Raw genomic sequence first — 24338 nt, forward strand, 5'->3', positions numbered from 1 at the left:
CTCATTCATTCTTAACATTGAAATAGCTATGAAGATACTTGTATGTGAAGATGACGAGGCTATTCAAAAAATTATTCAGTTTAAACTGAAAAAAGAGCTGAGTGCCGAGGTAATTTCGGTTTCAAATGGAAAAGATGCCATGGAAGCCCTGGAAGGAGGTCATGAGTTTGATCTGATCATTACAGACATCCACATGCCTTATCACTCCGGAATGGAGCTTCTGGAGTTTCTGAGAAACGACACTCAGGATAAAACCCCTGTCATCATTCTTTCTGCTGAAGGCCTGGAGGACACACTCGAAGAGGCCTTTGACCTTGGTGCTGATGATTTCATCACCAAACCTTTCAGTCCTCAGGAGCTGATCGCCCGGGTTAAAAAAGTAACACGATAGTTATTTTGGATGCACTCATCCCCTATAATGTTAAGTTCGACATTACTTTAATTTTAATTATTGCTTTTAGTGGCATAGCCATTAGTCTCTTTGTGATTATCCTATTCCTGAAAATAGTAAAGGCCAGTCGAAACATTAGAAATACCCGGTACATCAACAAAATAGAAAACACGCTAAATGAGCTGGTTGCTCAATATGGTGAGCTGGACGACTCTACCATCCAAAGAGCTAAGGAGAACCTGAAAAAGCTATCCAATACGCATTGGAAAAAGGTTTTGATAACGGATCTTTTTATTCACTACAATACCAATCTTACCGGAGGAGTTGAGAGCTTTATCGGGAGCCTTTACTATGAGTTGGGCCTGGAAAAACTCAACATGAAGGAGCTGAAAACGGGTTCTGTAAAAGCAAAAGTGAGGGCTATGCGCTATCTTTCAGAGATGCGTTATGAACCGGCCCGGATAGAAGTGATGAAATACATTAATGATGAGCGAAAGCTCTTACGAGTAGAAGCTTCGCTTTCACTGATGTTTCTTCTAACAATAAATCCATTATTTTTTCTGGACAGCCTGGAAAAAAGAATGACTATGTGGCAAAAACTGAATGTATACAAACGGCTCAGGGAGCTGCCACAGGAAAGCATCCCCAGGTTTGACCGATGGTATGAATCAAAGAATAAGTCTGTGGTGCTTTTTGCTATGGAGATGACCGCAAAATTCAACCAAAGCGAGTCAAAAGAAGCTGTAGCCAGACTTTTGCTGATAGATGATGTAGATGTCCAAAGCCAGGCTATCCGTACATTGGCAGAACTTGAAGCCTTTGAATACGCAGACACCTTTACGAGATTGCTCAAAATTACCAGCAGCGAGTTACTGGCGCTTGAACTACTAAAAGCCATTGGGGAAATAAGCCTGGATGAAGCTCACCTTGAAATATTGCAAAAGTATCTCACTCATCCCAAACACAGTATCCGCTTTCAGGCGGCAAAAGCAATGTTGAAAATTGAAAATGGGAGAGAGCGTTTTCATAAGTTAGTTGAAATGCATCCGGATCATTTGCTGACTATTGCTAATCACCTGGAAAACCCCTTGCTAAACTGATGGACCCGGGGAAACTTTTCATAAATATTATTGAGATGCTGATTTTCGTCTATGCAATCAGTATTATGACTTCCTATATTATTCTTGCGGTCGTATCAATGTTTGAGATGCAGCGCTACATGGAACGCATCAAAGGGGTAGACTACAGGGCTATACTCTCCTCCCCCATGGCCCCACGGGTAACTCTAATAGCCCCTGCTTACAATGAATCCCTCACAATTGTAGATAATGTGAAGTCTCTGCTGGCTATTCAATACGCCAAATTTGAGGTCATTATTGTCAACGACGGAAGTAAAGATGACAGCATAGAAAAACTGGTCAGGGCCTTTGATCTGGAAAAGGTAGTCATGGCATATGACCGACAGTTGCCTTCCAAAGCCATAAAAGCCATTTATAAGTCAAAAAACAAGGCCTATAAGAAGCTGACTATCGTTGATAAAGAAAATGGCGGTAAAGCAGACGCCCTCAATGCGGGCATCAATGTAGCCAGCCATGAGCTGGTAGCCTGCATCGATGTAGACTGCATCATCGAGCAGGACGCTATTCTGAAAATGGTGAAGCCCTTCCTGGATGAAAACCGCCATGAAGTCATTGCATCCGGTGGAGTAGTACGAATAGCGAATAATTGTGTAGTGGAGGATGGCCGACTGGTAAAAGTACGACTTCCATCCAATCAACTTGCACGATTTCAGGTGCTTGAATACATTCGTGCTTTTTTACTGGGGCGCATGGCCTGGAGTAAAATGAATGGTCTCCTTATCATATCCGGAGCATTTGGGATGTTCAAGAAAGAAATCGTGATCAAAGCTGGTGGTTACAACCATAAAACGGTAGGTGAAGACATGGAACTGGTGGTCCGTATGCGCAAATGGATGACCAAAAACAAAAAAAAGTACTGGGTATCCTACATCCCCGACCCGCTTTGCTGGACTGAAGCACCCTCCTCAAACAAAGTACTTAGCCGTCAGCGAAATCGCTGGGCCAGAGGCACTTTCGAAACGTTAAAGATGCACCGGGATATCTTCTTCAATCCCAGGTATGGCACTATGGGGTTAATCAGCTACCCATTTTGGTTCTTTTTTGAATGGATGGCTCCTTTTATTGAAGTAATTGGTCTGCTCTATTTTGGGTTTCTGGTGTTTATGGAGCGGATCAACTGGCCGTTTTTCTTATTAATGCTGGGCATGGTGTATACATTCGCTCTTTTTATGTCGCTAATGGCGATTCTCTCTGAAGAGCTGTCATTTTATAAATACACGAGAAGGAAAGATTTTCTGAAAATGGCATTAACCGCCATTATAGAACCGATCATATATCACCCCAGGGTAGTATTCTGGTCCTTACGGGGTAATTTTGACCTGTGGAAGGGCAAAAAATCATGGGGAGAAATGAGCCGTAGTGGGTTTGTACAGTACAAAAAAACCAAAAAGACTGAGACTGAAAAGGCTGATTAGAGCACAGCATTCAAAGCCGCTATCATACTGTCTGAAATCTCGCTTATTTGCTTAATGTAGATTTGCTCTCTGTCCGGACTAAAAGTGTCCATTATCTTATGTAACTCCTCATACTCTGAAACTGCGCCAAAGGTAATAAATGACGGCTTAACCTTATGGAGATGTTCATGAAGAGCTTTCATATCAGCCTTTTGTACGGCCTGGGTAGCATCGACCTTAAACTCCTCAAAATTTTCCAAATAAGCCTCCGTAAGCTCCGCTAAGAAATCACTCTCCCCTCCTGTCAATTCAGATAGGGTCTTTTTGACATATTCGCTTCGAGTCATCTATTTTAACCGGGTTAACTGTTTAAATCTACTTCTCTGCCAGACACTGTAAGGTTAAAAAATCTTAAAAACACCAAAATTACGTATACTGACCGCATCTTTGTTGTGTGAAGCTACACATAATATCTCTTATTCTTGTTTTAACAGGGTTCAGGGCTTATAGTCAGGATCTGGTCCAGGGCAAGCTGGTGGATAAAACCACCGGACTTCCTGTGCAATTTGCCCATGTCACTAATTATTGGTCTGATGCGGGAGTTATCACAAATGGAGAGGGTTTCTTTCGGATACCTGCCACCCTGGGAGATACCATTGTGTTCTCCAGCGTAGGCTACCAACGGCTGGGATGGGAAGTGGACAAGGAATGGATAGCGCATGGAAAGACCGTTGAGTTGCCCCAGGATACTACTGTTTTGAATGATGTGGTAATCAATCAGATCCCGCCTGAAGAAGTCTTCAAGAAGAGGATCTTAGAATATGAACCTCCAGATACTTCATTCTGGTACCACGGAATGCCCTTGCCAAAACCTTATGATAATTCTCCATTGAGTGAACGAGTGATCAACAACCCTGTCTTTGCGATCACACACCCTACGGACTTCCTGTATTATAAGTTTAGCAAGCAGGAAAAGGAGAAACGGAAGTACTACAAAATCACTAAAATGGAGCCGAGGTTGCAAAAGGCCTATCGCAAACTCTCCAGAGAATGGGTACATGAGGTTACCAGCCTGGAAGGGGACGAGCTTACTGATTTCATTGAGTATTGCGACTACTCTTTAGACTACATCGAAAAAACTCCAAAATACATCATCCAGGAGGATATGCTGGCGAAACTCATGGAGTTCAAAAAATCTCAGAAAAGCTAAACTATTCCTTACCTTTTGGGATTATTTGTAAACATGAAATGAGCATAAACCGGAGGCATACCGAGACGCGCAGTCCGAGACGCGCAGTCCAACCTGCCTGCAGTAGCCACTTTCGGACTCTTACGCTAAAGCTTCAGCGCCAGCGTGCAAAAGGCAGGCCGTGAATGCCTGGCCGGCCGCACCTCAATGCTCTTAAGTTAAGCTCCTTTTTGTCCCTCTCTTGGAGAGGGTGAAGGGAGAGGACATAGAAAATCCGCTTAACTTAAGAGCATTGGGCCGCACCTGGTCGGCCACAATTAAAATTCCGAGCCAAAAGCCAAAGGCTAAGTGCTAAAAGCTAATTATTAAACACATGAAAGATCAGATCCTGTACATATTTGACCCCCTATGCGGATGGTGCTATGGCTTTAGTGAAACCATGCTCAGGTTTTATCAGGAGTTTGGTAAAGAGTATGAGTTTGTAGCTGTCCCGGGAGGTATGGTAACCGGTGATCGTGTTGGCCCTATTTCCCAGATGGAAGACTATATTTCAAAAGCCTATAAACAGGTGGAGGAACGAACCGGCACCAAATATGGCTCCAACTACCTGAACAATCTTCTGAGGTCAAAAACGACCATTTTGGACTCAGAGCCTCCAGGCAGAGCTTTAATTACTTTCAGGACCTTTTTTCATGATCGGGCTGTGGAGTTTGCGCATGAGCTGCAAAAAGCGCATTACTATGATGGGTGTGACTTTAACGACGAAAAGCTTTATGAAGATCTGGCTGCAAAATTTGAAATAGACCCTGATATCTTCATGAGCAGGTATCACGATGAGCGCATGAAACAAAATCTTCAGCAGGAATTTGCCTGGGTTAAAGAATCCGGCGTACAAGGCTTCCCCACAGTGGTATACAGGTCCGGTCAAAAATATTATTTGCTGGCACACGGATACTCACACCTTGAGAACCTGAAAAGCTCACTGACTAAAGCACAAAAGATGGTTGTGGGGTAAGACAGGATTATTATTAAAATCATTTTGGCGCCCCATTTTTTTGAAAATATCTTGATTAGAGCTATATTTCAAGTTGATTTTTCTTAGAAACTCTAAATTCTACCTTGAAAAGAGGCCTCTCCATATTTTTTCTTACTTTATTCCTACTCTATCACGTAGGTTATCTGGGCTTCTATTGGATCTCTCTAAAGCAGATAAATCAGGAGTGGCTGAATAGAGTAGAGTACACCGGACTAACTAAAAAAGTATCCATACCCATTACCCTGCCTTACTGGAATGACCAAACAGAATATAGGCCAGCCACCGGGTCTATTACCATAGACGGAGTGGTTTACCGAAAAGTAATGCAGAAATATGCTCAGGATGCGCTGCATTTGATATTGGTACAGGATACGCTCACTCAAAAGCTGAACAAGTCCGTATCGGATTGGGTGCAGGCCATGTCAGACACCAATTCCGAACAAAACAGTAACAAGGCATTAAAGTCAATAGCTAAAGATTACCTCATTACGGAAGACATCATGGCTCAGGAACCAACGTATCAGTTGGTGGCCGAAAAATACTTCTCATACATTACAATTTATCAAAATCCATTTCCGGACGTAAGCACCCCACCTCCACAGGTATAGTTTTCCCGAGAAATTCAAATTGCATGACATTACATACGTCATGTCATAGAATACTGTACCTGATCTTTTCTTAACTTCTTCATACGAGCTTAGGTACAGTATTCTGCCTTTTTTCAAACTAAACCGTACCTTATTATCATGAAAAAACTATACTCAAGAATAGCAGGAATACTGCTAATATGCTCTGTTATATATTTGGAATCATCAGCACAAGGCTGCGTGGCTATACGCTCCGGTTGTGGAGTCAATGTAGGGGGTGGAGCCATTATCGGACAAGGCCAATGGCAAGCCGGTACCAACTTTCGATATTTCCATTCCTACAAGCATTTCAGAGGAACCCATGAAGAAACATACCGTGTGGAAGAAGGATCGGAAGTGATCAATGATTCGTTCTTTTTGGACATGCTGGTTAGCTATGGCGTAACTGACAGGCTATCTGTCAATCTTGTTTTGCCATTTGTATATCATAATCGCTCTTCAATGTATGAGCATGGAGGTAACCCAGATCCGGATGACCCTTCTACTCCTGAAAATGAATTCTGGGCTGGAGACAGACACACTACCAGCAGCAATGGCCTGAGTGATATCCGGATAGGCGTAAACTATTGGTTGCTGGACCCAGCTAAAAGCCAAGGTTCAAATATCTCCGTAGGACTGGGAATGAAATTTGCTTCAGGAGATTACCGGGCTGAAGACACTTTCTATAACCAGGGAGATAACAATGATGAAACCATCGTATCAGGTGTGGATCAGTCCATCCAACCAGGTGATGGCGGTGTTGGAGCCACTGTAGAGCTGCAAGGCTTCCATGTCCTTTCAGACAATATTGTTTTAAGTGGTAATTTATATTACCTGATCAACCCAAGGGAAGATTACTCCATTGAAACCCGTGGACGCATGCGAGACTTCTCCGTACCTGATCAATATGCAGCCAGGCTCGGAGCTATCGTAATGACACCAGTACATGGGCTGTTTTTCTACGGAGGTGGTCGAATAGAAGGAATTCCATCCAGCGACCTGATAGGTGGTGACGAAGGATTCAGGCGACCAGGTTATGTGATATCCCTGGAGCCCGGCCTCAGTTACAACATCCGAAATGTTGCGTTTAATTTTACTGTGCCAATCGCTGTGGAAAGAAACCGAACCAAAAATTTCTCAGACAAACAAAGGGATCGTCACGGTGATGCTGCATTTGCTGACTACCTGATCAACTTTGGCTTTAGCTGGAGATTTGGTAAATCGGCCAAGGAGCTGGATTTCAGTGATGGACCTGTAGATCTGGGAGAATAAACTTCAGAATGCTTTTAACTAAAAAAACCCACTTCTCGGTGGGTTTTTTTAATGGCTTATATTTTTCAAGACTTAGCTACCACAGCCTACACAGTCAATCTGCTGGTTCACAGGTTTTGTTCCATTCACCTGCATCTTCAGGTTGTGGATCTTATCCCTGATCTCCATGTCTTTAAACATGTCCCCAGTCAGCTGTGCTTCAAGCGATTTGATTTCGGCTTCTAATTCTTGAACGGTCATAATGGTTTTAGTTTTTGATTACTACAAGTTAAGCAATAAAATAATTCCTGTCCAGCGCTAATCTTTCAAATAAATAATCCCTTTTTGAAGTGCCAGATTATTGGGATACGTAATCTTTTGGCCTTCATCGTTTTTAATGATAATGGAAAACATATTCAGGTCAAAAATAACCCCCTCTACGGAGTTGTCTCCATCCATGATCCGGATACGATTGCCGATCCTGTAAGGGAAGTAAAAAAATAAAATGATAGCTGCAGTGATATTGCTCAGGATGGACCATGCGGCAAAAAGCGCGATTCCTGCTACCGTAAAAAAGGATAAAAAATAAACAGACAGCCCTTCAAACGACATATCCCAGATCAATCCCAATAACGACAAGCTCACGACAAATGCTACAAACCGGAAATATTTAGCCGTATAGACTACCCTGGGCAACGCAATCCCACGTCTTTTGCCAAAACGTTTGATCAGCCGGGTCGCAATCTTGGTACTTACTACATATAACACCACTAAAATACCCGTCAAAAGCACCTGGATGTAGCGATTGTCTGGTTGGTAAAGAAAATCAATCAATTGCATAGCAATGCAAATTAGATTAGGACAGCAGAGCATGCAAACTACCTGGCAAGATTTTTTATCGGCAATAAAGTGATAAACCACCCGTTATTTCCTCAAACAACCTGTAAACCAAAAATTATTCTGCCTTATGGAAAACAAAAAGAATCCTAAATATGATCTGGAGCGAAAATCCCCATTATTCTTTGCTTTTGGGCTCATGGTTGCTCTGCTCTGCGTAACGGTAGCTTTCGAATGGAAAAGTGAATATGACCCGATGGAACTTCCTTCATCAGAGGACCACTTTCCGCCGCCAATAGAGATCCCAATTACAAGTTTCCCCAAACCGGAACCTCCTAAACCAAAGGAGAAAATAGAGGAAATTGTGAAACCAGAGCAAATCAAAGATATAATTGAAACAACCAAAGCTCTTAAACAGATGGTGGACACGAAAGAACCTCTTGATATCCCAATAGATGATATCTTACTAGATGAACCTCCGGTTGAAAAACCTCCTGTGGTTCACGATATAGTGGAAAACATGCCGGAGTTTCCTGGCGGTGAAAAGGCCTTTCTTAAATATGTAGCCGAAAACATTGAATACCCCTCAATGGAAAGGAGAATGGGGATTTCAGGAAAAGTCTTTGTCCAGTTTATTATTGATGTTGATGGAGAGTTGATAGACGTCCAGGTTATGAAAGGAGTAAGTAAAGGACTGGATGAAGAAGCCCTACGGGTAATAAAAGAATCTCCCAGGTGGACTCCTGGGAAACAAAGGGGACGCCCTGTAAAAGTACGAATGGTCCTCCCAATTACTTTCTCGCTTAATTATTAGTGTCTTTTTTGCCATATGCAGAGGCGTTCCCGTTTGGGAGCGCCTTTTTTATGTCATTCATACCAACAAGCAGCCCATATTTTTTACCTGCCCCTCAGTCATGTTCCGAATAACTTCAGTAATCTTTAGCTTTACTTTTTACTTAAAGTAAAATGTACTTAAAAATGAATAACATAGTTAAACTCTTCATTCTGGCTTTATTAGTGGTTTCAAGGTCATTATCCGTTGCTCAATCCTCTAATATACTGGTGATCGGGGATTCGAACGGAGCACTGGAAGATGGCTGGGTATACCAGCTAAGTCAGCTCAGGCCCGGGGATTCTATTTACAATACGTCTGTTTCAGGAAATACCATTGGTTTTGATAATCTGGGCCGTACCTCACTAAATACCTTAAAAAATGTTGACCGATACTTAAATGAAGGAAAGGCTAAATTGGGGTCGGTAGATAAAATTGTGATTATGCTTGGCACAAATGATTGTAAGGCGGTATTTGATGACCGGTTGAAAGAGGTGCCGGAAAACCTCAAAACACTGATCGGAAAAATAAAAGCTCACGATATGTTTAAGCAGAATCGGCCAAAAATTTATGTTATTTCTCCACCACCCTATGCTCCGGACAGTCAGCTCATAGAAAAATATCAGGGTGGTGCTGCAGACATTGCCTGGCTTCACCCCCGATTTAAAAAGGTTGCTAAAAAGGAAAATTGTGTTTTTGTAGATACATATCCCAGGTTGCTTCCAAAGTGGGAAGAATTGTCCAAAGATGGCATTCACCTCGTTCCCGGAGGGCAACGGATGATTGCAGAGATGATCCTGGAAAAATGGGAATAGTGACCTTTTCAAACCCTTCACCTGACGTTTGTCATCGGTTTTAACAGCTAAATGAGCTAATATCGATCAGACAAAACATTAACATAAAATGAAGACGTCTGATCTATCAAAATCACAGCAAAACTCGCTTATTTTCTTGCGATTGTTTATTGGCTGGCATTTTCTGTATGAGGGTTTTCTTAAAGCTTACAATCCCTCATGGACAGCCAGGGGATTTCTACTAAATGCCCAGGGACCATTTCAAAACCTCTTTGCCTGGCTGGCTGATGATGGCATCATTTCAATAATTAATTTTCTGAACATATTTGGACTGATCGCCATTGGCATTGCCCTTGTCATCGGTTTTATAGAGCGACCCGCAGCAATCGCGGGCATTGTACTTCTATTGCTATACTATTTGGCTCAGCCTCCTTTTATGGATGTTTCACAGGCAGGCATGGAAGGTAACTACTGGATCATCAATAAGAACCTGATAGAAGCAACGGCTCTGCTTGTTTTGTACAACTTCCCAACAGCACGGGCTTTCGGTATAGAACGATTATTTGGCCTTAAAAAAGACGTAACCCCTAAACCAAACAGTCATGGATAATGAAAGTAAAAAAAGCGGGTGGTCACGAAGAGATGTGATCAAAGGCCTGGCGGGCATCCCCATTGCCGGAGGTATCCTTTGGGCTGCTGCCACAGAAAGCCTGGAAGCCCGTGCAAAACGAAAAGCCATCCTGGAATCACTCAGGATCAAAGCCTCACTACCACCAGTATCCGGCTCTATGGAAGGCGACCCCATCCGTGTCGGGATCATAGGATATGGCGGACGGGGAGAACACCTCTGCAGGGTCCTGGGCTTTGCGAATAGTGAATGGCTGGAAGGCGCCCGAAAAGCTCAGGAAAAGAACCCGAGAGATACCCAATTGAAATCCTTTCTGGAACAGGAAAACCTGAACGTGAAGCTGACAGCAGTGTGTGATGTTTTTGATGTGAGGGCAGACCTGGCTTTGACCTCATTCAACACAGATGACAATAAAATAAAAAGATACAGGACCCACCAGGAAATGCTCAAAAGCGGAGATGTAGATGCGGTGATCATCGCCACACCGGACCACTGGCACGCTCCTGTTTCCATAGATGCGCTAAATGAAGGTATACATGTGTATGTGGAAAAACCCATGACACACAATATTGCCGAAACCTATGCCTTACGTGAAGCTGCCCTGAACTCCAAAGCTGTATTTGCTGTGGGACACCAGCACCGGCAAACCCAGAGTTTCCTGACCGCCCAAAGCGTCATAGAACAAAATGTACTCGGACACGTCTCACTGGTCCAGACAAATACCAACCGAAATGACGACAATGGCGCCTGGCAGTACTACATTCATGAAAAAGCCAGCCCACAAACGATAGACTGGGAGTTATTCCTTGGCACCGCGCCAAAGGTCCCTTTCAATAAAGAACATTTCTTCCGGTGGAGAAAATGGTGGGCCTACGGATCCGGGCTTTCCGGAGATCTGATGACTCATGATTATGACCGTATCAACTGTGTACTGAAAATGGGAATACCCAATTCCATAATGTCCAGTGGAGGGATCTATACGCATCGCGACGGACGAAACGTCCCGGATGTGATGCACATCAACATGGAATTTCCCGATTTTACGACAGGCAGCACACAAGACCCGGGAAAAGAAAAAGGCATGACACTCGTATACAGCGCCACATTAGGCAATCAATACAATCGTGGTACTGTGCTGATGGGACATGATGGCACCATGGAGTTAGGGAACCGGATCTCTATCTATGCAGATCCCCAGTCTACCAAATACCGGGAAATGATCGAAGCAAGACAGATAGATTCCGATGTGCCTATTTACCAGTATGATCCTGCTGCGGAGGGAGTAGACGGGATCACCTCTGCTACCTCAAAATATTTTGCTGATAAAGGGCTACTATGGACTTACCGTGATGGAAAGCGGGTGGACAGTACTTACCTGCATGTCAGAGAGTGGCTAAGCTGTATCCGAAACGGCGGCAAACCAAGCTGTGGTATTCAGGAGGGGTTTGAGGAAGCTATTACTGCCCATATGGGTGGATTGTCATATAAATTAGGCCGCCGTATCGACTGGGACCCGGTAAGCCGGAAAATTGTTCCTGTTCCAGGTGTTGATCTGGATGAGGTTTTACTTTTAAATAAAGAGCGCTTTGTCTAGCGCCTTGACATTTTTTTATCCATGAACTGATTTTTGTCATAGGTGCGGTCTAAAAAATATGTTAACATAGTATTGTAGAACATTAAGAGATCGCGCTTTGATTGATCCTCTTCATTGCGGGACACAAAACGCCAAAGGCCGGAATCACCGGCCTTTATTATTTGCTTCTCGTGTCATATCTCTGACAGATCCACCTCGAAAAGGTCCTTTTTCAAACTAAATAATTAGCTTCGAATCCTTTTAAAATACACTGCTATGAAATGAGCATGATGTCGGGGCGCGTAGCCTCAACCCAGATATTGAGCAACACCAACCTGCCTCTGCCGAAAGTGGCTACGGCAGGCAGGCCAGGTATGATCAAAGGGGTTGTAGCAAACCGCCTACGCGGCGCGGCTAATTTCGAAACTTTGAACACATGAAAAAAGTATTGGCCATTTCAGGGAGTACCCGAAAAAACTCCTCCAATGAGGCTTTATTGCAATACATCAAAAGCACTTACCAGGATCAATTGGAGCTGGAGATTTTTGACGGTATAGATACGCTTCCTCACTTCAATCCCGAACTCGACACCCTGGAGCCTCCGGAATCCGTTAAAGAATTTCGTGAAAAAATTGCGGCTGCTGACGGGCTTTTGATCTGCACCCCGGAGTACGTGTTTAGCTTGCCGGGCAGCCTGAAAAATGCTATTGAATGGAATGTATCCACTACCCTGTTTTCTAACAAACCCACTGCATTAATTGTGGCTTCAGCTTCGGGCCAAAAAGCTTTTGAGTCGCTGGAATTGGTAATGTCTACCCTTGAGGCTAAAATAGCTGATGATTCAAAACTTCTTATCCAGGGGGTTAAGGGAAAATTTGATAGTGATAAAAACCTGGCAGACGACCAGACAAAAAAACGGATCGGATATTTGATGGATTCGTTTATCCTCTCCATGCGGTAACTTCTATCCTCCGGAATTTAAACCATTACCAGAGTCAAATTCAGGCACAAACACGGTAGCTTTGAGGTATGGAAAAGGACATCAACCTTGCAGTACTTATTGATGGTGACAATATTCCTTCAGCATATGTAAAGGAAATGATGGAGGAAATCGCCAAATACGGCAACCCAACCATCAAGCGGATCTACGGTGACTGGACCAAACCAAATCTGGCCCGGTGGAAAAACATGCTCCTTGAGAACGCCATTACACCCATCCAGCAGTACGGTTATACGACAGGTAAGAATGCCACCGACTCAGCCATGATCATTGATGCGATGGATATCCTTTACTCGGGAAAAGTAGATGGATTTTGCCTCGTATCCAGCGATAGTGACTTTACACGACTAGCTACCCGGCTGAGAGAGGCAGGCATGAAAGTCATAGGCATTGGTGAGAAGAAAACGCCTGATCCATTTATCGTGGCATGTGACCGGTTTATTTATATCGAGATCCTCAAAAAAGCAGACAAGGATAATGAAGTAAATGGGTCTAAAAGCAAGACTGCCAAAAAGGATGAGCACGAGAAAATTACCGCAAAAGTGATCAAACTCATTGCAGCTACTATCTCTGACTGTGCCGATGAAGACGGCTGGGCATTTTTAGGTGATGTGGGGAGTCTGCTGCAAAAAAAGCAACCAAACTTTGATTCGCGAAACTTCGGGTTTCAAAAGCTTACACCCATGATCCAATCCATCAACCGGTTTGAAGTGGATCAGCGGGAAAAAGGAAGCAGACATAAGCTGATCTATGTAAGAAATAAATAAGGAATGGATGTTCTGGGACAAATCTTATGGTATTTAATCTTTCTTTCTCCAGCCATCTGCTTCACCCTTTTTTGGAGAATCAAGTCCCTTTCAAAGACTGAAAGGATCATTTATGCGGTCACCTCCTCACTTATCCTGTGCATTATCCTTTACTTTTCAAGTATTGCTATAATTTTCAGGGATGGAATGGGGCCAGTGTAAATGTTCGTCATCCACTCCTTAAATAAACAAAGATCTATCTACCTGACGACTTCAGCATTATGCAAATCGCATTTGGAAAAATTTCTTTAAATTCAATTAGCCAAAACCGTTTTGCCATGAAATCCTCACTACCTGCCTTTGTACTGACCTGCTTTCTCTTCATATCCTGTAACGGAGATCGACCAACCCCTCCGGACGGATGGAGACAAAAAGTTAACAATGACCTGATAGGCCGGATTACTCTGGAAGGACAGGGCGTGAGAAATTGCGCGAGGACCAGGGGTCCTCATGTAATCTGTGAGTCTATAACGGATACCCTGGAATACAAATGCTATGCAATCGTCTCATTTCTTGATGATACACCTAAAGAAATGTGGGAAAAAGAATGCCTTTGGGGGCTGAATGAAACAGATACATTGATCTTTGATGATGGGAAGTTTAGCTACTTCTACGGCACAAAATCTAATCCATAAATAGCCTTGGAATATCACCTTCTCCCTCCTCATTCTCCTCATCTTCTTCAAGCTGGGTTATTTCTATTTTATCCTCCTCACGTAACCGGTCATCCTGAAAATACACATTGTGCCAGGCGATCATAAAACCGACGGTACAGAGCCAGAGGAAGCGTTTGAGATTATGCAGGATTTTTTTCAAATGTGTATTAAAAGTATCTAGTCCTGCTTTGTCAGGTTGCAATTAAGTAAGGGAGTATGTGATTTGATAAATTTTTCTATAACCCCCATCAGCCCCCTTTGAAAGAAAAGGGGGAATATTTGTATCAAATCCATACTCCTCGATGATCATTCAATATAACTTGACGAAGTAGAACTAGTCAGAAGATTAGTTTTTAAAAAAAGTTGGCTGCCTCACGACAGCCAACACAGCAAAAACCTACTCTACCTTCACCTCATCCAGGTTGATAAACTCAATCTGATTATCATCCGACAAGGTGACTCCAATGACTGCATCCTTGCTAACCTTACCACTCAGAATATCCTTTGAAAGTTCGTTGAGGATCTCACGCTGAAGTACTCGCTTCAGTGGTCTCGCTCCAAACTGCGGATCATAACCAAGCTTCCCGATGTAATCCAGTACCTTATTGTCCGCCTCGATCTTGATGCCGTTTTCCTCCAGTCGCTTCTGAATGAGCTTAAACTGGATACCTACGATCTTCTTGAGGTCTCCTCTGCTTAGCGGTCGGAACATGATGGTCTCGTCCACGCGGTTCAAAAACTCCGGCCGTACTGATTTTTTCATGAGTTCAAAAACTTCTCGTTTCGTCTCATCAATAACTTCTTCCTGATTGGCATCAGTCATTTTCTCGAACTGTTCCTGGATCAGTCCGGAACCGATGTTGGTCGTCATGATGATAATCGTGTTTTTGAAGTTGGCCACCCGGCCTTTGTTATCAGTCAGTCGGCCATCGTCCAGTACCTGCAGCAGGATATTGAACACATCGGGGTGCGCCTTTTCGATCTCATCCAGCAGGATCACGCTATAGGGTTTTCTTCTGACTGCTTCAGTCAGCTGTCCACCTTCATCATATCCTATATAGCCCGGAGGCGCTCCGATCAACCGGCTCACCGCATGCCGCTCCTGGTACTCAGACATGTCGATCCGCACCATGGAATTTTCATCATTGAAAAGGTATTCGGCCAAAGCTTTCGCCAGCTCAGTCTTACCAACCCCGGTGGTACCAAGGAATATAAAAGAACCGATAGGGCGTTTCGGGTCATGCAATCCGGCCCTGCTCCTCCTTACCGCATCAGATACCGCAGTGATCGCCTCCTCCTGGCCAGCTACACGTTTTCCCAGCTCCTGCTCCAGGTGGAGCAGCTTTTCGCGTTCACTTTGCAGCATTTTGGAAACAGGTATACCGGTCCACTTTGCCACTACTTCGGCAATATCTTCCGGATCAACCTCCTCCTTCAGCAGGGACTTTTCACCCTGCATTTCGCGAAGCTGCTTTTGATATTTCTCAAGGTTTTTTTCAGCTTCTGTGATCTTTCCATAACGGATCTCAGCCACTCGTCCAAAATCACCTGAGCGTTCGGCTTGCTCAGCCTCTGTTTTATATTTCTCGATATTCTCCTTCTCAGTGCGTAGACCCTGGATCACGGACTTTTCATTTTCCCACTTCGCTTTCAGGTCATTTCGTTTGCCGGTCAGCTCTGCAATTTCCTTACTGAGCTCCGTTTCTTTCTGCTTATCCTTTTCCCTGCGAATGGCCTCACGCTCAATCTCCAGCTGCATGATCTTACGATTCAGCTCATCCAGCTCTTCCGGCAATGAGTCGATCTCTATCCTCAGCTTGGAAGCCGCCTCATCCATCAGGTCAATGGCCTTGTCCGGCAAAAATCGATCGGAGATATATCGGTTAGACAACTCAACCGCAGCAATCACCGCATCATCTTTTACCCGAACACCATGGTGTACTTCATATTTGTCTTTGATGCCTCGCAGGATCGAGATGGCATCCTGAACGGATGGCTCATCGATGATCACCGTCTGGAACCTACGCTCCAGGGCTTTATCTTTTTCAATGTGTTTTTGATATTCCTTCAGCGTAGTTGCCCCAATCGCATGAAGCTCTCCTCTGGCCAGCGCCGGTTTCAGCAGGTTGGCTGCATCCATAGCACCTTCACCTCCTCCAGCACCGATCAGGGTATGGATCTCATCAATAAACAGGATGATCTCCCCATTGCTGTCGGTCACTTCTTTGATCACTGCTTTCAGACGTTCCTCAAACTCGCCTTTGTATTTGGCACCTGCTACCAGAAGTCCCATGTCCAGCGAGATCAGCGTTTTGGATTTCAGGTTTTCGGGCACATCGCCATCTACTATTCGCTGGGCCATTCCCTCTACTATAGCCGTCTTACCTACGCCAGGCTCACCAAGCAGTATTGGGTTATTTTTAGTCCTCCGTGCGAGGATCTGAAGAACACGCCGGATCTCCTCATCCCGGCCAATGACCGGGTCGATCTTGCCCTTCTTGGCCAGCTCGTTGAGGTTTTTGGAGTAGCGCTCCAATGACCGATACTTTGACTCGGCATTGGGGTCAGTCACTTTTTCTCCACCTCTCAGCTCTTTTATGGATTTGATCAGTCCTTTCTCTTCAAAACCTACATCTTTTAGCACTTGCGCTGCTTTGTCTGATCCGGCAAGAACACCCAGGATAATATGCTCCACGGCCACATATTCATCACCAAATTCCTTTAGATATTTCTCAGCTTTTTGTAGTGCCTGATGAGCAGCATTGGAAAGGTAGGGCTGCCCTCTGGAAACTTTTGGGTAAGACTGGATGACCTCATCCAGTTTCTGTTCCAGCTGTTGTCTGGGTGCCCCGGTCTTCTTCAAAAGAAAAGAGATCAGATTTTCATCAGACTGCAGGATCGCCCGCATGAGGTGACCTGTCTCGATCACCTGGTGTCCATGGCCACTGGCTATTTCCGTTGCTTTCTGAAGGGCCTCCTGAGACTTTATCGTATAGTTATTAAAGTTCATATCACTCCTGATTCATAGTACGATCACAAGATATCAAAAGGCGTTCCATCACATTTATTGCACTATTTCAAGACACAATGACAGAAAAAAGATCAGAATCACTCAAAATCAGGAAAAAATGGCAGGTGTTTTTTTAAGGATTATGTAAATCGGAGTATTCCGGTAAAAATGCCTGAAAAGGAGAGCTTTTACTTATTGCATTATGATAGTAGTATTTTACCTGTTAAATATAGTTTAGCTGTTCCCGAAATTTTCACTCTGTCATTCAATAATTCACAATTGAGTGCTCCACCGCGTTTAGAAAGCTGATATGCTGATAAAATTGTCTTATTTAACTTATCAGCCCAAAATGGGATCAATGTGGTATGGGCTGAACCCGTTACCGGATCTTCATCAATTCCTGACTGGGGACCAAAAAACCTACTGACAAAATCATAATCTTTAGCCTTACCTGTCACAATTATCCCACGACATTTAATGTTTGATATTAAGTTTAAATTAGGGGACATTTTAGCTATTTCTTCCTCTGATTCAAACTCAAGTAATATATCCGAATTTCCCTTGTATGCATTTACAGGTTTACTTTCAAACGGGATTATTAGATCATTCGTTAGTTGAATCTGTTGAGGTCTATCTGCAGGGAAATCCAGGCAAATGTGGTTACTCTTTGAGTCTACTATTAAATCACCACTTTTAGATTTAAATATCAGTTCTTTTGCTGCACTGTTTTTGATTTTAGATTCTACAAAAGCAGATGCCAGTGTGGCATGCCCACATAGATCAACTTCGGTAGTAGGAGTAAACCAACGGATTTCGTAATACCCATTCTTCTTAATATAGAATGCTGTCTCGGAAAGGTTATTTTCCATAGCGATATTTTGCATTAACTCCTCGTCTATCCATTCCTCTAATGGACAAACCCCGGCAGGGTTTCCCTTAAAGTTTTCTTCGGCAAATGTGTCTATTTGATAGAATTCTAAGTGTTTCATATTTATAAATTGGTAATTGTAGATTTGTTGACTTAAATTTTTTATAGGTTTTCTGATATAAACTCAGCATACGATTTTATGGCCGCTTCATTTCTTTTGAAATAGGTCCATTTTCCAATTCTTGTTGCGATTACGAGGTTTGCCTTCTGAAGTTGAGACATATATTGAGAAATGGTAGACTGTGATAAGTTGGCTTTATCTTTAATAAAAACGAGGCAAACTCCCTGTTCAAACCCTACAATTTCCTTATGGGGTGGGAAGTTGTCTTCAGGTGTTTTTAGCCAATCTAAAATATCCACTCTGGTTTTATTAGATAGTGCCTTACTTATTTCGATGAGATCTATCATATAGCAAATATATCAAATCTATAATTACCGATATGTAGAAATGATTGTTCTTTTTTCTTTTCCCTGTTGAATAATCCCGTTTGATTTTGATTCAATAAATGCCAACGTTGTTATCTCTTGTTTATTCAAATCTTTTATTATATTGCCAGTGATAATTTTCGAACCAAACATATTACCTTCGCGTTCGTTTTCGTTAAAAGCACAACCACTTCAGGATCAAGGATGAGTACTGCAGCTAAAAAAAGCGGAACAGAGTTATTCGGCAAATACATAAGTAAGTACAAGGATCAAGTTAAGACCGAAAGTGCCGAAGAATACTACCATGTTGATATTGTTGCTGAAGCTTATACCCAGGGATTCTCCGATGGAAAGAATTCTGGTAAGAAAGATTTTCTGGAAGCAATTTTGAAAGATAAAGTTGAGAAGTTTATCCAAAAGGCAAACCAGGTTTACATCCTTTCTCAGAATCTAGTTTCTTACTTAAGCAAGAATGGTTATAAAGCCCATTCATTCTACATTAATCCATTTCCAAGTTGTCCAAAAGTAGTTTTAGCCGTTGATGAAAAACTACTATTAAATGACAAATTTGTGGAACTGGCTTATTCAAAAATTCAGGAAAACAAGAATATTTTCCTTAAGTTATTTTCTCCTACTTCTCTTGATATTAGTTTAGCCTCCTGCGAGAATCTTGATCCAAACCTGCTAAAAGAAGATGGTTTTGGATATAGAGAAGTTATCAAGGCTAAATGAAGAAAAAAATCCATGATAATTCAAGATACGTTACCTATAAAGTATCAAAAGCTCAAGCAGAGAAAGCTCTTGCTTTCTTAGAAGAAATTTATACTGAGTGCTACAAATAAGAGATAGCACCAAGTTATCGGTTGTATATCCATTCATCACTCCTCTGGCCGGAGTGGCCCTTCTCTTTCCTTATGAGCCATTTTTTTAAGGGCTATATAAAATAGCATACCAGACTTAAGTCGGAGGGTTTACTAATGCAAAGGGTTTGCATTGCAATATTAAGTCACTCAGTTGAGGGGAACGTGCCATATCATTTGTTATTCAATAAACTCTATTTTATCATACGTTATTGGAACAATTACAAGTCTTTGATTAACATCATATACACCATACCGTTGACCTTTTTTTAAAATAGCATAGCCCATAAGGGTTGAAATGTTATCATATGCAAATTCAGTTAACTCTTCCCCATCAATTGAAATAAGACCATATTTGCCCTGTTTTGCACCTACCCAATAATCCTCTATCGTTTTTCTTAAAGATTCATATTGAGGTTGAATAATCCATTCATCATTTTTTTTGTATCCGTACAGACCGTTTTCAGAGGTTAATTTGGCTAATGAAGATCCGTTTGTTAATGACATATCCATGCATTCTTCAAAGTACAATTCGTAATTGTTAAAGTTTTCTTCAGATATCTTCACATAGGATTCATTATTTAAATCAAACTCTAAAAATTTATTTTTCTTCCGTAGTGCCATTGTATTTCCAGAAGGGGCACTTACCTGGTCATATTCAAGTTCAGTCAACTTTTTACCATCTCCACTATATATCATCCATTTACCTTCAGAAGATGCTGCATAAACTTTAGGCTTTGAACAGTTAGAATAAAGCAAGGAGTCAAATTCAATAGGAACTAAAACTTCCCCTGTTGATGAGATCACTCCCATTTTGATGTTTTTTCGACATTGATAGGATTTGTTGATATAATTGATTTGGTCAAATTCAGTCGGAATAATTTGGGTTCCTGATTTATCAATAATTCCAACGGCATTCTTAGATTTTTCAAAAACTTTAAATGCCTTCTGAGCCTCTAATGGATTAATGTTAATAATTAATAATGTGACTGCTAAAAGTAAAATGCTCTTCATTTTGATGTGTTTTTTGTGGGTAACGCCTGCACTTAGCCATATAACCGAAGCGCTTGTTATGCGCTGACTTTGTTAACCGAATGTTCTTATGGTTAGCTGGAAAATGGTAGTTCCGGCAATTGCTAATAAAAGTATTGTAATTAACCGGATTTTCAAGTTCGGCTTGAAATAATTATCTCCGAAAATTCCGACTATTACAGTTCCTGTTGCCAGGATATCCAAATTCAGAAGAAGTTGAAAGGGTTCATCATTCGTTAGGGCTGATCCGGCAAAAAGTGGGTTAAAAAGTAAATCAAAGTTGAAGGAGATGAGGTAAAGAATGAATCCAATTAAGAGCACATAGTTCTTGAGCCACAGCAATCCAAAGAAAACAGCGTTCAAGGCAATTAATGAAAATAAGAGTTCAGATACGTTGTTGGCAGCTGGATTTTCAAAGTTGACAAATAGTCCGACAATCAGAAAAAGAGCCGAAAAGTACATTATGTTCCTATATGTTATCTCTCTGTGCATATACAACTCAAATCTCCCCCGAAACAGTCAAATTTCCCATCTTAAAAACCGCGATTACAAGGCTTAGAGGCAGGTAACGCTTGACAAGATTAGGTATTTACCACTATTCAGAGGTTGTACAACAGCTACGTTTGTTAGGTTTATTTCAGACTCAGTACTCCTTATTTAAATACGCATTGACAGTTTCAAGCAATTCCTGACTTTCTATTTTTTCAACTTTAAATTGATTCGCAATTTTGTTATAATAAAGAAAATCATTTATTTCCATAACAACTTTCATGTTTTTACCTACCAGTTCTGTTAGCCCATCTTTTTTTACTTCAATTGTACTAGGAACATCCTGAATTTGATAATTCCAGGTTTTGGAAATCATGCCATCTTTCTGAGGCAGGATTCGTAAAGACGGTGTTAATTTTTTACCTGAAGGGTTAAATACTTTCAAATCAATAATTCTCTTCATGCCACTGATAAGTTCAGTTTGGTTATTGTACTTATCATAAACTACTAAGGAATCACCAATAACCATTGGACCACTTGAAGAAGAACTAAAATCCATGTTCTTCAAAGAATTGTCAGCAACAAATTTCATAGGGAATGTCATAAATTCTCGTTTCCCAGAACAAATGATACCATCTGAGTTAACCAACACTTGATTAGGCAACACACCATTAGATAATATCGTGTGTTCACCTTCTGGTAAGGTAATAAGGGTAAAGCTTTTATTGATATCCAAAGAGATAGTGTCTTCATCTATTACTATTGTACTTTCTTTAAATTCATCATTAAAGACGTATATCTCATATTTTTTTGTGCACGAACTGAATAAGATTATCACGAGCAATAGATTTACGAGATTGATTTTCATTTTCATATTTTTTTAAGTCTAACGCCTGGTATGGCGCGTGTGCGCCACCTGTTTTACTTGCACAAAGTAGCTAAACTACCAATGCGATACAAATAGCATAAAACCACTGCGTCCTGAAGAACAAAATCTCCTGCCAACTTAAATCCGTAGAAAGCACATACCTTTCCCGGTGGTAGATTCATGGCCCAGTTCGCACTAAAGCCAGCCAGAAAGCACTCCCGAAGCTTCGGGAGGCATATAACCGATCAGCATCTGTTATATATCGTCTATTCTATTCCGAAATACTCCTTGAGTTCCTCTTCAGTCACGTCAACAGTTGAGCCTATAACCGGAGTTTTGTCAACGTTGAAGAGAATGAAGTTCCACGCTGGTGCATCTGGTTTATCAGTATCAAGTGTCCAAAAGTTAGTAGTCCCTTTAAACTTGACCGTTCCAGATTTGAAATAGATTGTTTTGATGTTTAGTTTTTTAAGAAGTTCACGCGACTGATAATTATACCAGTTGTTATCATCAGCAACAACATAAAAATCGTCTTCTCCATATTCTTTCTTTAGACGTTCGATTCTTTCAGCTGTTGGTCCAATGTAAACAGCGCAGGACTCAGAAACTACATTGTCAATTTCAGTTGAATTCGTTAAGTAGTTCGAAAGTTCGAAGTAGCTGTCATAGTCGTTTTCATCAAATCCGCTCTGAGCAAATAAGTTCGAGAATGTTAGTAAGAGTAATGCTGTCAGTTGAGGTCGCATGATGATATATAATGTATTGCCATTATCCGAGTACAGTAACCATAGCCCACCATACTTCACCTATACCCTCATAGTAAAGCTAATGGATTTTTAATATCAGCAAGGCCTGCCTCCCCACCACCGTTTCTTTCAGCACCTGCTACCAGAACTATAGCTCCCATCCAAAATGCATCCTTCAAAATCTACTCCTTCAACCTTTTAAAATCCAAAGCCTTGGCTACACGAGGGAATAACTCCATAATACGAAAAAATTGATGGATACTCCTGCCAGACATGTGGTAGCAGTCACCATGTTCATCCTCCCAGCTCAAATCAATTATCGCTCTATTCACCTGGATTGGATTTCCCGGTGTAATTCTTTTTACAATCTCAAAATCCTGGATTATATCCTGCTCACACTTCTCAGCTTCAGTGGGTATCCCTGCATCTATTTGGAGAAATTTGACTCTCTCTTTGATATACACACGTAAATAATGATAACGGTACTCCAGCAACCCCTCTTTTTGCCTGATCTTATAATACCCTGGTTCTATTCTCATTGCGAAATACCAATATTTTTAGACAATACTAATAATATTAGCTTAAGTTAAACAATCCAACAGTCAGAAAAAAATACCCACTTTTGGGTATTGACATCAAAGCGTCAGGTGTATAATTTTGGATTTTTTCTAACTAAACATTACATATAATTTATGGCTAAAGAAAATTATGACGCCACGCTACCTGAGATAGAAGCTATCGACGATGCAGCCACAAAAACCCCCAACATGCCCATTGATGTTTTCACCCAGGAAGCGGCCAACCTGGAAGTATGGAGTGACGATGACCAACCCAAACTCCAGGCCGCAGGAGTACCACAGGCCACCTTTGATGCGCTGCCACAGCGTACCGGAGCCCTGCGCTATGCCCAGAGCCTGTGGATGAAAGACCGCTACAGCCAGGACGAGGCCCGGCAGGAGTGGGAGCAGAAAAGCCCGGAAGCTGAGGCGCTGAAGGATGAGCTGGAGCATACCTACCGCTTTGCCTTCCGCAAGCGGCCGGACCTGCTTGTGAAAGTCAAAACCATAGAGGAGGGCACCGGCAATGCTGACCTGGTGCAGGACCTGAGTGACCTCTCGGTGCTGGGCAAGGCCAACCGGCCCCTGCTGGAATCCATCAGCAGCTTTGATCTGGGCAAGCTGGACACTGCCGCGGAAAAGGCTACGGAGATGAGTGTACTGCTGGCTACCATGAACGGCGAGCGGGCAGACAATAACAATGCAAAGATCATCCGCGACAAAGCCTACACTCTGCTGAAAGATACCGTAGATGAGATCCGTCAGGCCGGTAAGTTTGTCTTCTGGAAGGATGAGAAGCGGCTGCAGGGATACTACAGTGCGCGCTGGACCAGCAGGTAAGCCTTCATGTTGTAGTAAACATGCCTCCATGTTGGTGTAGTACCCTTCCATGTTGGTCATAGACCCCTCCATGTTAATGTAGTACCCCTCCATGTTAGGGTAGTACCCCTTCATGTTGATCATAGACCCCTCCATGCCCGGCATGGAGCATGCGAGTAGTAACATGACGGAATATTATTTGGCATGACGGCTAAAACATCAACATGACAGAATATTATTTGGAATGGGGGAGGAAAAATGACCCATGAAGGGCCATTATACCGCAGGAGCGGCTACAGGTCCGCAGGAAGCCTAAAAAATTCTGTTTTCATGTTTTGAAAACCTCCGGAGCGATGTTTCGGAGGTTTTTTAATGTTACTATTTGGCCAATAAAAAACCTCTTTCATGTTGCACTGTGGCAGATATCGTCCGGCTAGCGGTGTATGCCTGC

The 24338-nt window shown here is 42.3% G+C and carries 28 protein-coding genes; 16 read left to right on the forward strand and 12 right to left on the reverse strand.

The features are described from left to right. The first annotated feature begins 28 nt into the window (after window positions 1-28). The 3 genes from AC3E9V_RS23660 to AC3E9V_RS23670 are packed head-to-tail and all read left to right on the forward strand — an operon-like array spanning window position 29 to window position 2945. Window positions 29-391, forward strand: a complete 363-nt coding sequence (locus AC3E9V_RS23660) for a response regulator transcription factor (protein WP_488750645.1) — start codon at window positions 29-31, stop codon at window positions 389-391. Window positions 392-396: 5 nt separating this feature from the next. Next, complete coding sequence (locus tag AC3E9V_RS23665) at window positions 397-1491, forward strand: HEAT repeat domain-containing protein (RefSeq protein WP_488750646.1); 1095 nt, start codon at window positions 397-399, stop codon at window positions 1489-1491. After that, complete coding sequence (locus AC3E9V_RS23670; protein ID WP_488750647.1) at window positions 1491-2945, forward strand: glycosyltransferase family 2 protein; 1455 nt, start codon at window positions 1491-1493, stop codon at window positions 2943-2945. Before AC3E9V_RS23665 ends, AC3E9V_RS23670 begins: the two co-directional genes overlap by 1 nt. Here the strand turns inward: AC3E9V_RS23670 and AC3E9V_RS23675 are convergent. Continuing rightward, window positions 2942-3271, reverse strand: a complete 330-nt coding sequence (locus AC3E9V_RS23675; protein ID WP_488750648.1) for a hypothetical protein — start codon at window positions 3269-3271, stop codon at window positions 2942-2944. The genes AC3E9V_RS23670 and AC3E9V_RS23675 overlap by 4 nt on opposite strands. A 107-nt stretch (window positions 3272-3378) precedes the next feature. Between AC3E9V_RS23675 and AC3E9V_RS23680 the strand changes: the two genes are divergently transcribed. The 4 genes from AC3E9V_RS23680 (at window position 3379) to AC3E9V_RS23695 (ending at window position 7047) form a co-directional block, all read left to right on the forward strand. Beyond that, complete coding sequence (locus AC3E9V_RS23680; RefSeq protein WP_488750649.1) at window positions 3379-4134, forward strand: carboxypeptidase-like regulatory domain-containing protein; 756 nt, start codon at window positions 3379-3381, stop codon at window positions 4132-4134. Window positions 4135-4486: 352 nt separating this feature from the next. Further along, complete coding sequence (locus AC3E9V_RS23685; RefSeq protein ID WP_488750650.1) at window positions 4487-5128, forward strand: DsbA family protein; 642 nt, start codon at window positions 4487-4489, stop codon at window positions 5126-5128. A 104-nt stretch (window positions 5129-5232) separates the two neighbouring features. Beyond that, window positions 5233-5757 (forward strand): hypothetical protein, encoded by a 525-nt coding sequence (locus AC3E9V_RS23690; protein ID WP_488750651.1) that lies wholly within the window; start codon window positions 5233-5235, stop codon window positions 5755-5757. A 138-nt stretch (window positions 5758-5895) separates the two neighbouring features. Beyond that, window positions 5896-7047: a transporter gene (locus AC3E9V_RS23695; RefSeq protein ID WP_488750652.1), complete on the forward strand. Its 1152-nt coding sequence runs from the start codon at window positions 5896-5898 to the stop codon at window positions 7045-7047. Window positions 7048-7119: 72 nt separating this feature from the next. Here the strand turns inward: AC3E9V_RS23695 and AC3E9V_RS23700 are convergent, their stop codons facing one another. Beyond that, window positions 7120-7287: a hypothetical protein gene (locus tag AC3E9V_RS23700; protein ID WP_488750653.1), complete on the reverse strand. Its 168-nt coding sequence runs from the start codon at window positions 7285-7287 to the stop codon at window positions 7120-7122. Between the two features lie 57 nt (window positions 7288-7344). Beyond that, window positions 7345-7866: a mechanosensitive ion channel domain-containing protein gene (locus AC3E9V_RS23705; RefSeq protein ID WP_488750654.1), complete on the reverse strand. Its 522-nt coding sequence runs from the start codon at window positions 7864-7866 to the stop codon at window positions 7345-7347. A 127-nt stretch (window positions 7867-7993) separates the two neighbouring features. Here AC3E9V_RS23705 and AC3E9V_RS23710 point away from each other — a divergent pair, with 127 nt between their 5' ends. The 7 genes from AC3E9V_RS23710 to AC3E9V_RS23740 all read left to right on the forward strand — a co-directional run bounded on the left by AC3E9V_RS23710 (window position 7994) and on the right by AC3E9V_RS23740 (window position 14131). Continuing rightward, the gene (locus AC3E9V_RS23710) at window positions 7994-8677 is read left to right on the forward strand and encodes an energy transducer TonB (protein ID WP_488750655.1); all 684 of its coding nucleotides are present in this window, start codon (window positions 7994-7996) and stop codon (window positions 8675-8677) included. Window positions 8678-8841: 164 nt separating this feature from the next. Next, window positions 8842-9510, forward strand: a complete 669-nt coding sequence (locus tag AC3E9V_RS23715; RefSeq protein ID WP_488750656.1) for an SGNH/GDSL hydrolase family protein — start codon at window positions 8842-8844, stop codon at window positions 9508-9510. Between the two features lie 88 nt (window positions 9511-9598). Continuing rightward, window positions 9599-10099 (forward strand): DoxX family protein, encoded by a 501-nt coding sequence (locus tag AC3E9V_RS23720; protein WP_488750657.1) that lies wholly within the window; start codon window positions 9599-9601, stop codon window positions 10097-10099. Next, complete coding sequence (locus AC3E9V_RS23725; RefSeq protein ID WP_488750658.1) at window positions 10092-11711, forward strand: Gfo/Idh/MocA family protein; 1620 nt, start codon at window positions 10092-10094, stop codon at window positions 11709-11711. Before AC3E9V_RS23720 ends, AC3E9V_RS23725 begins: the two co-directional genes overlap by 8 nt. Before the next feature lie 415 nt (window positions 11712-12126). Beyond that, complete coding sequence (locus tag AC3E9V_RS23730) at window positions 12127-12651, forward strand: NADPH-dependent FMN reductase (RefSeq protein ID WP_488750659.1); 525 nt, start codon at window positions 12127-12129, stop codon at window positions 12649-12651. A gap of 68 nt (window positions 12652-12719) precedes the next feature. Continuing rightward, window positions 12720-13457: an NYN domain-containing protein gene (locus tag AC3E9V_RS23735; RefSeq protein WP_488750660.1), complete on the forward strand. Its 738-nt coding sequence runs from the start codon at window positions 12720-12722 to the stop codon at window positions 13455-13457. A 317-nt stretch (window positions 13458-13774) separates the two neighbouring features. Then, on the forward strand, window positions 13775-14131 hold the full coding sequence (locus AC3E9V_RS23740; RefSeq protein WP_488750661.1) for a hypothetical protein: 357 nt from the start codon (window positions 13775-13777) through the stop codon (window positions 14129-14131). Here AC3E9V_RS23740 and AC3E9V_RS23745 read toward each other — a convergent pair. The 4 genes from AC3E9V_RS23745 to AC3E9V_RS23760 form a co-directional block, all read right to left on the reverse strand. Next, window positions 14121-14312 carry a hypothetical protein gene (locus tag AC3E9V_RS23745; protein WP_488750662.1) on the reverse strand — a complete coding sequence of 64 codons (192 nt, stop codon included), beginning with the start codon at window positions 14310-14312 and terminating at the stop codon, window positions 14121-14123. The two genes, AC3E9V_RS23740 and AC3E9V_RS23745, sit on opposite strands and share 11 nt — an antisense overlap. 237 nt (window positions 14313-14549) lie before the next feature. Next, window positions 14550-17162, reverse strand: coding sequence for an ATP-dependent chaperone ClpB (gene clpB / locus AC3E9V_RS23750; RefSeq protein WP_488750663.1), 2613 nt, complete (start codon window positions 17160-17162; stop codon window positions 14550-14552). Window positions 17163-17362: 200 nt separating this feature from the next. After that, entirely contained in the window at window positions 17363-18151 is a 789-nt protein-coding gene (locus AC3E9V_RS23755) for a PhzF family phenazine biosynthesis protein (protein ID WP_488750664.1), read from the reverse strand. A 41-nt stretch (window positions 18152-18192) separates the two neighbouring features. Further along, entirely contained in the window at window positions 18193-18498 is a 306-nt protein-coding gene (locus tag AC3E9V_RS23760) for an ArsR/SmtB family transcription factor (RefSeq protein ID WP_488750665.1), read from the reverse strand. A 222-nt stretch (window positions 18499-18720) separates the two neighbouring features. On the opposite strand from AC3E9V_RS23760, the gene AC3E9V_RS23765 reads away from it, so the two are divergent. After that, entirely contained in the window at window positions 18721-19248 is a 528-nt protein-coding gene (locus tag AC3E9V_RS23765; protein ID WP_488750666.1) for a hypothetical protein, read from the forward strand. A gap of 308 nt (window positions 19249-19556) precedes the next feature. Here the strand turns inward: AC3E9V_RS23765 and AC3E9V_RS23770 are convergent, their stop codons facing one another. The 5 genes from AC3E9V_RS23770 to AC3E9V_RS23790 form a co-directional block, all read right to left on the reverse strand. Further along, window positions 19557-20390, reverse strand: a complete 834-nt coding sequence (locus AC3E9V_RS23770) for a WG repeat-containing protein (RefSeq protein ID WP_488750667.1) — start codon at window positions 20388-20390, stop codon at window positions 19557-19559. Between the two features lie 72 nt (window positions 20391-20462). After that, window positions 20463-20870: a hypothetical protein gene (locus AC3E9V_RS23775; protein ID WP_488750668.1), complete on the reverse strand. Its 408-nt coding sequence runs from the start codon at window positions 20868-20870 to the stop codon at window positions 20463-20465. Window positions 20871-21051: 181 nt separating this feature from the next. Continuing rightward, a complete protein-coding gene (locus tag AC3E9V_RS23780) occupies window positions 21052-21765 on the reverse strand; it encodes a hypothetical protein (RefSeq protein WP_488750669.1) in 714 nt (237 codons plus the stop codon). Window positions 21766-22031: 266 nt separating this feature from the next. Then, the gene (locus AC3E9V_RS23785; protein ID WP_488750670.1) at window positions 22032-22511 is read right to left on the reverse strand and encodes a hypothetical protein; all 480 of its coding nucleotides are present in this window, start codon (window positions 22509-22511) and stop codon (window positions 22032-22034) included. A 182-nt stretch (window positions 22512-22693) separates the two neighbouring features. Next, window positions 22694-23050 (reverse strand): hypothetical protein, encoded by a 357-nt coding sequence (locus AC3E9V_RS23790; protein WP_488750671.1) that lies wholly within the window; start codon window positions 23048-23050, stop codon window positions 22694-22696. A gap of 153 nt (window positions 23051-23203) precedes the next feature. On the opposite strand from AC3E9V_RS23790, the gene AC3E9V_RS23795 reads away from it, so the two are divergent. Then, a complete protein-coding gene (locus tag AC3E9V_RS23795) occupies window positions 23204-23908 on the forward strand; it encodes a hypothetical protein (RefSeq protein WP_488750672.1) in 705 nt (234 codons plus the stop codon). The last annotated feature ends 430 nt before the right edge of the window (window positions 23909-24338 follow it).

The organism is Marinoscillum sp. HNIBRBA16962 (assembly GCF_057801515.1).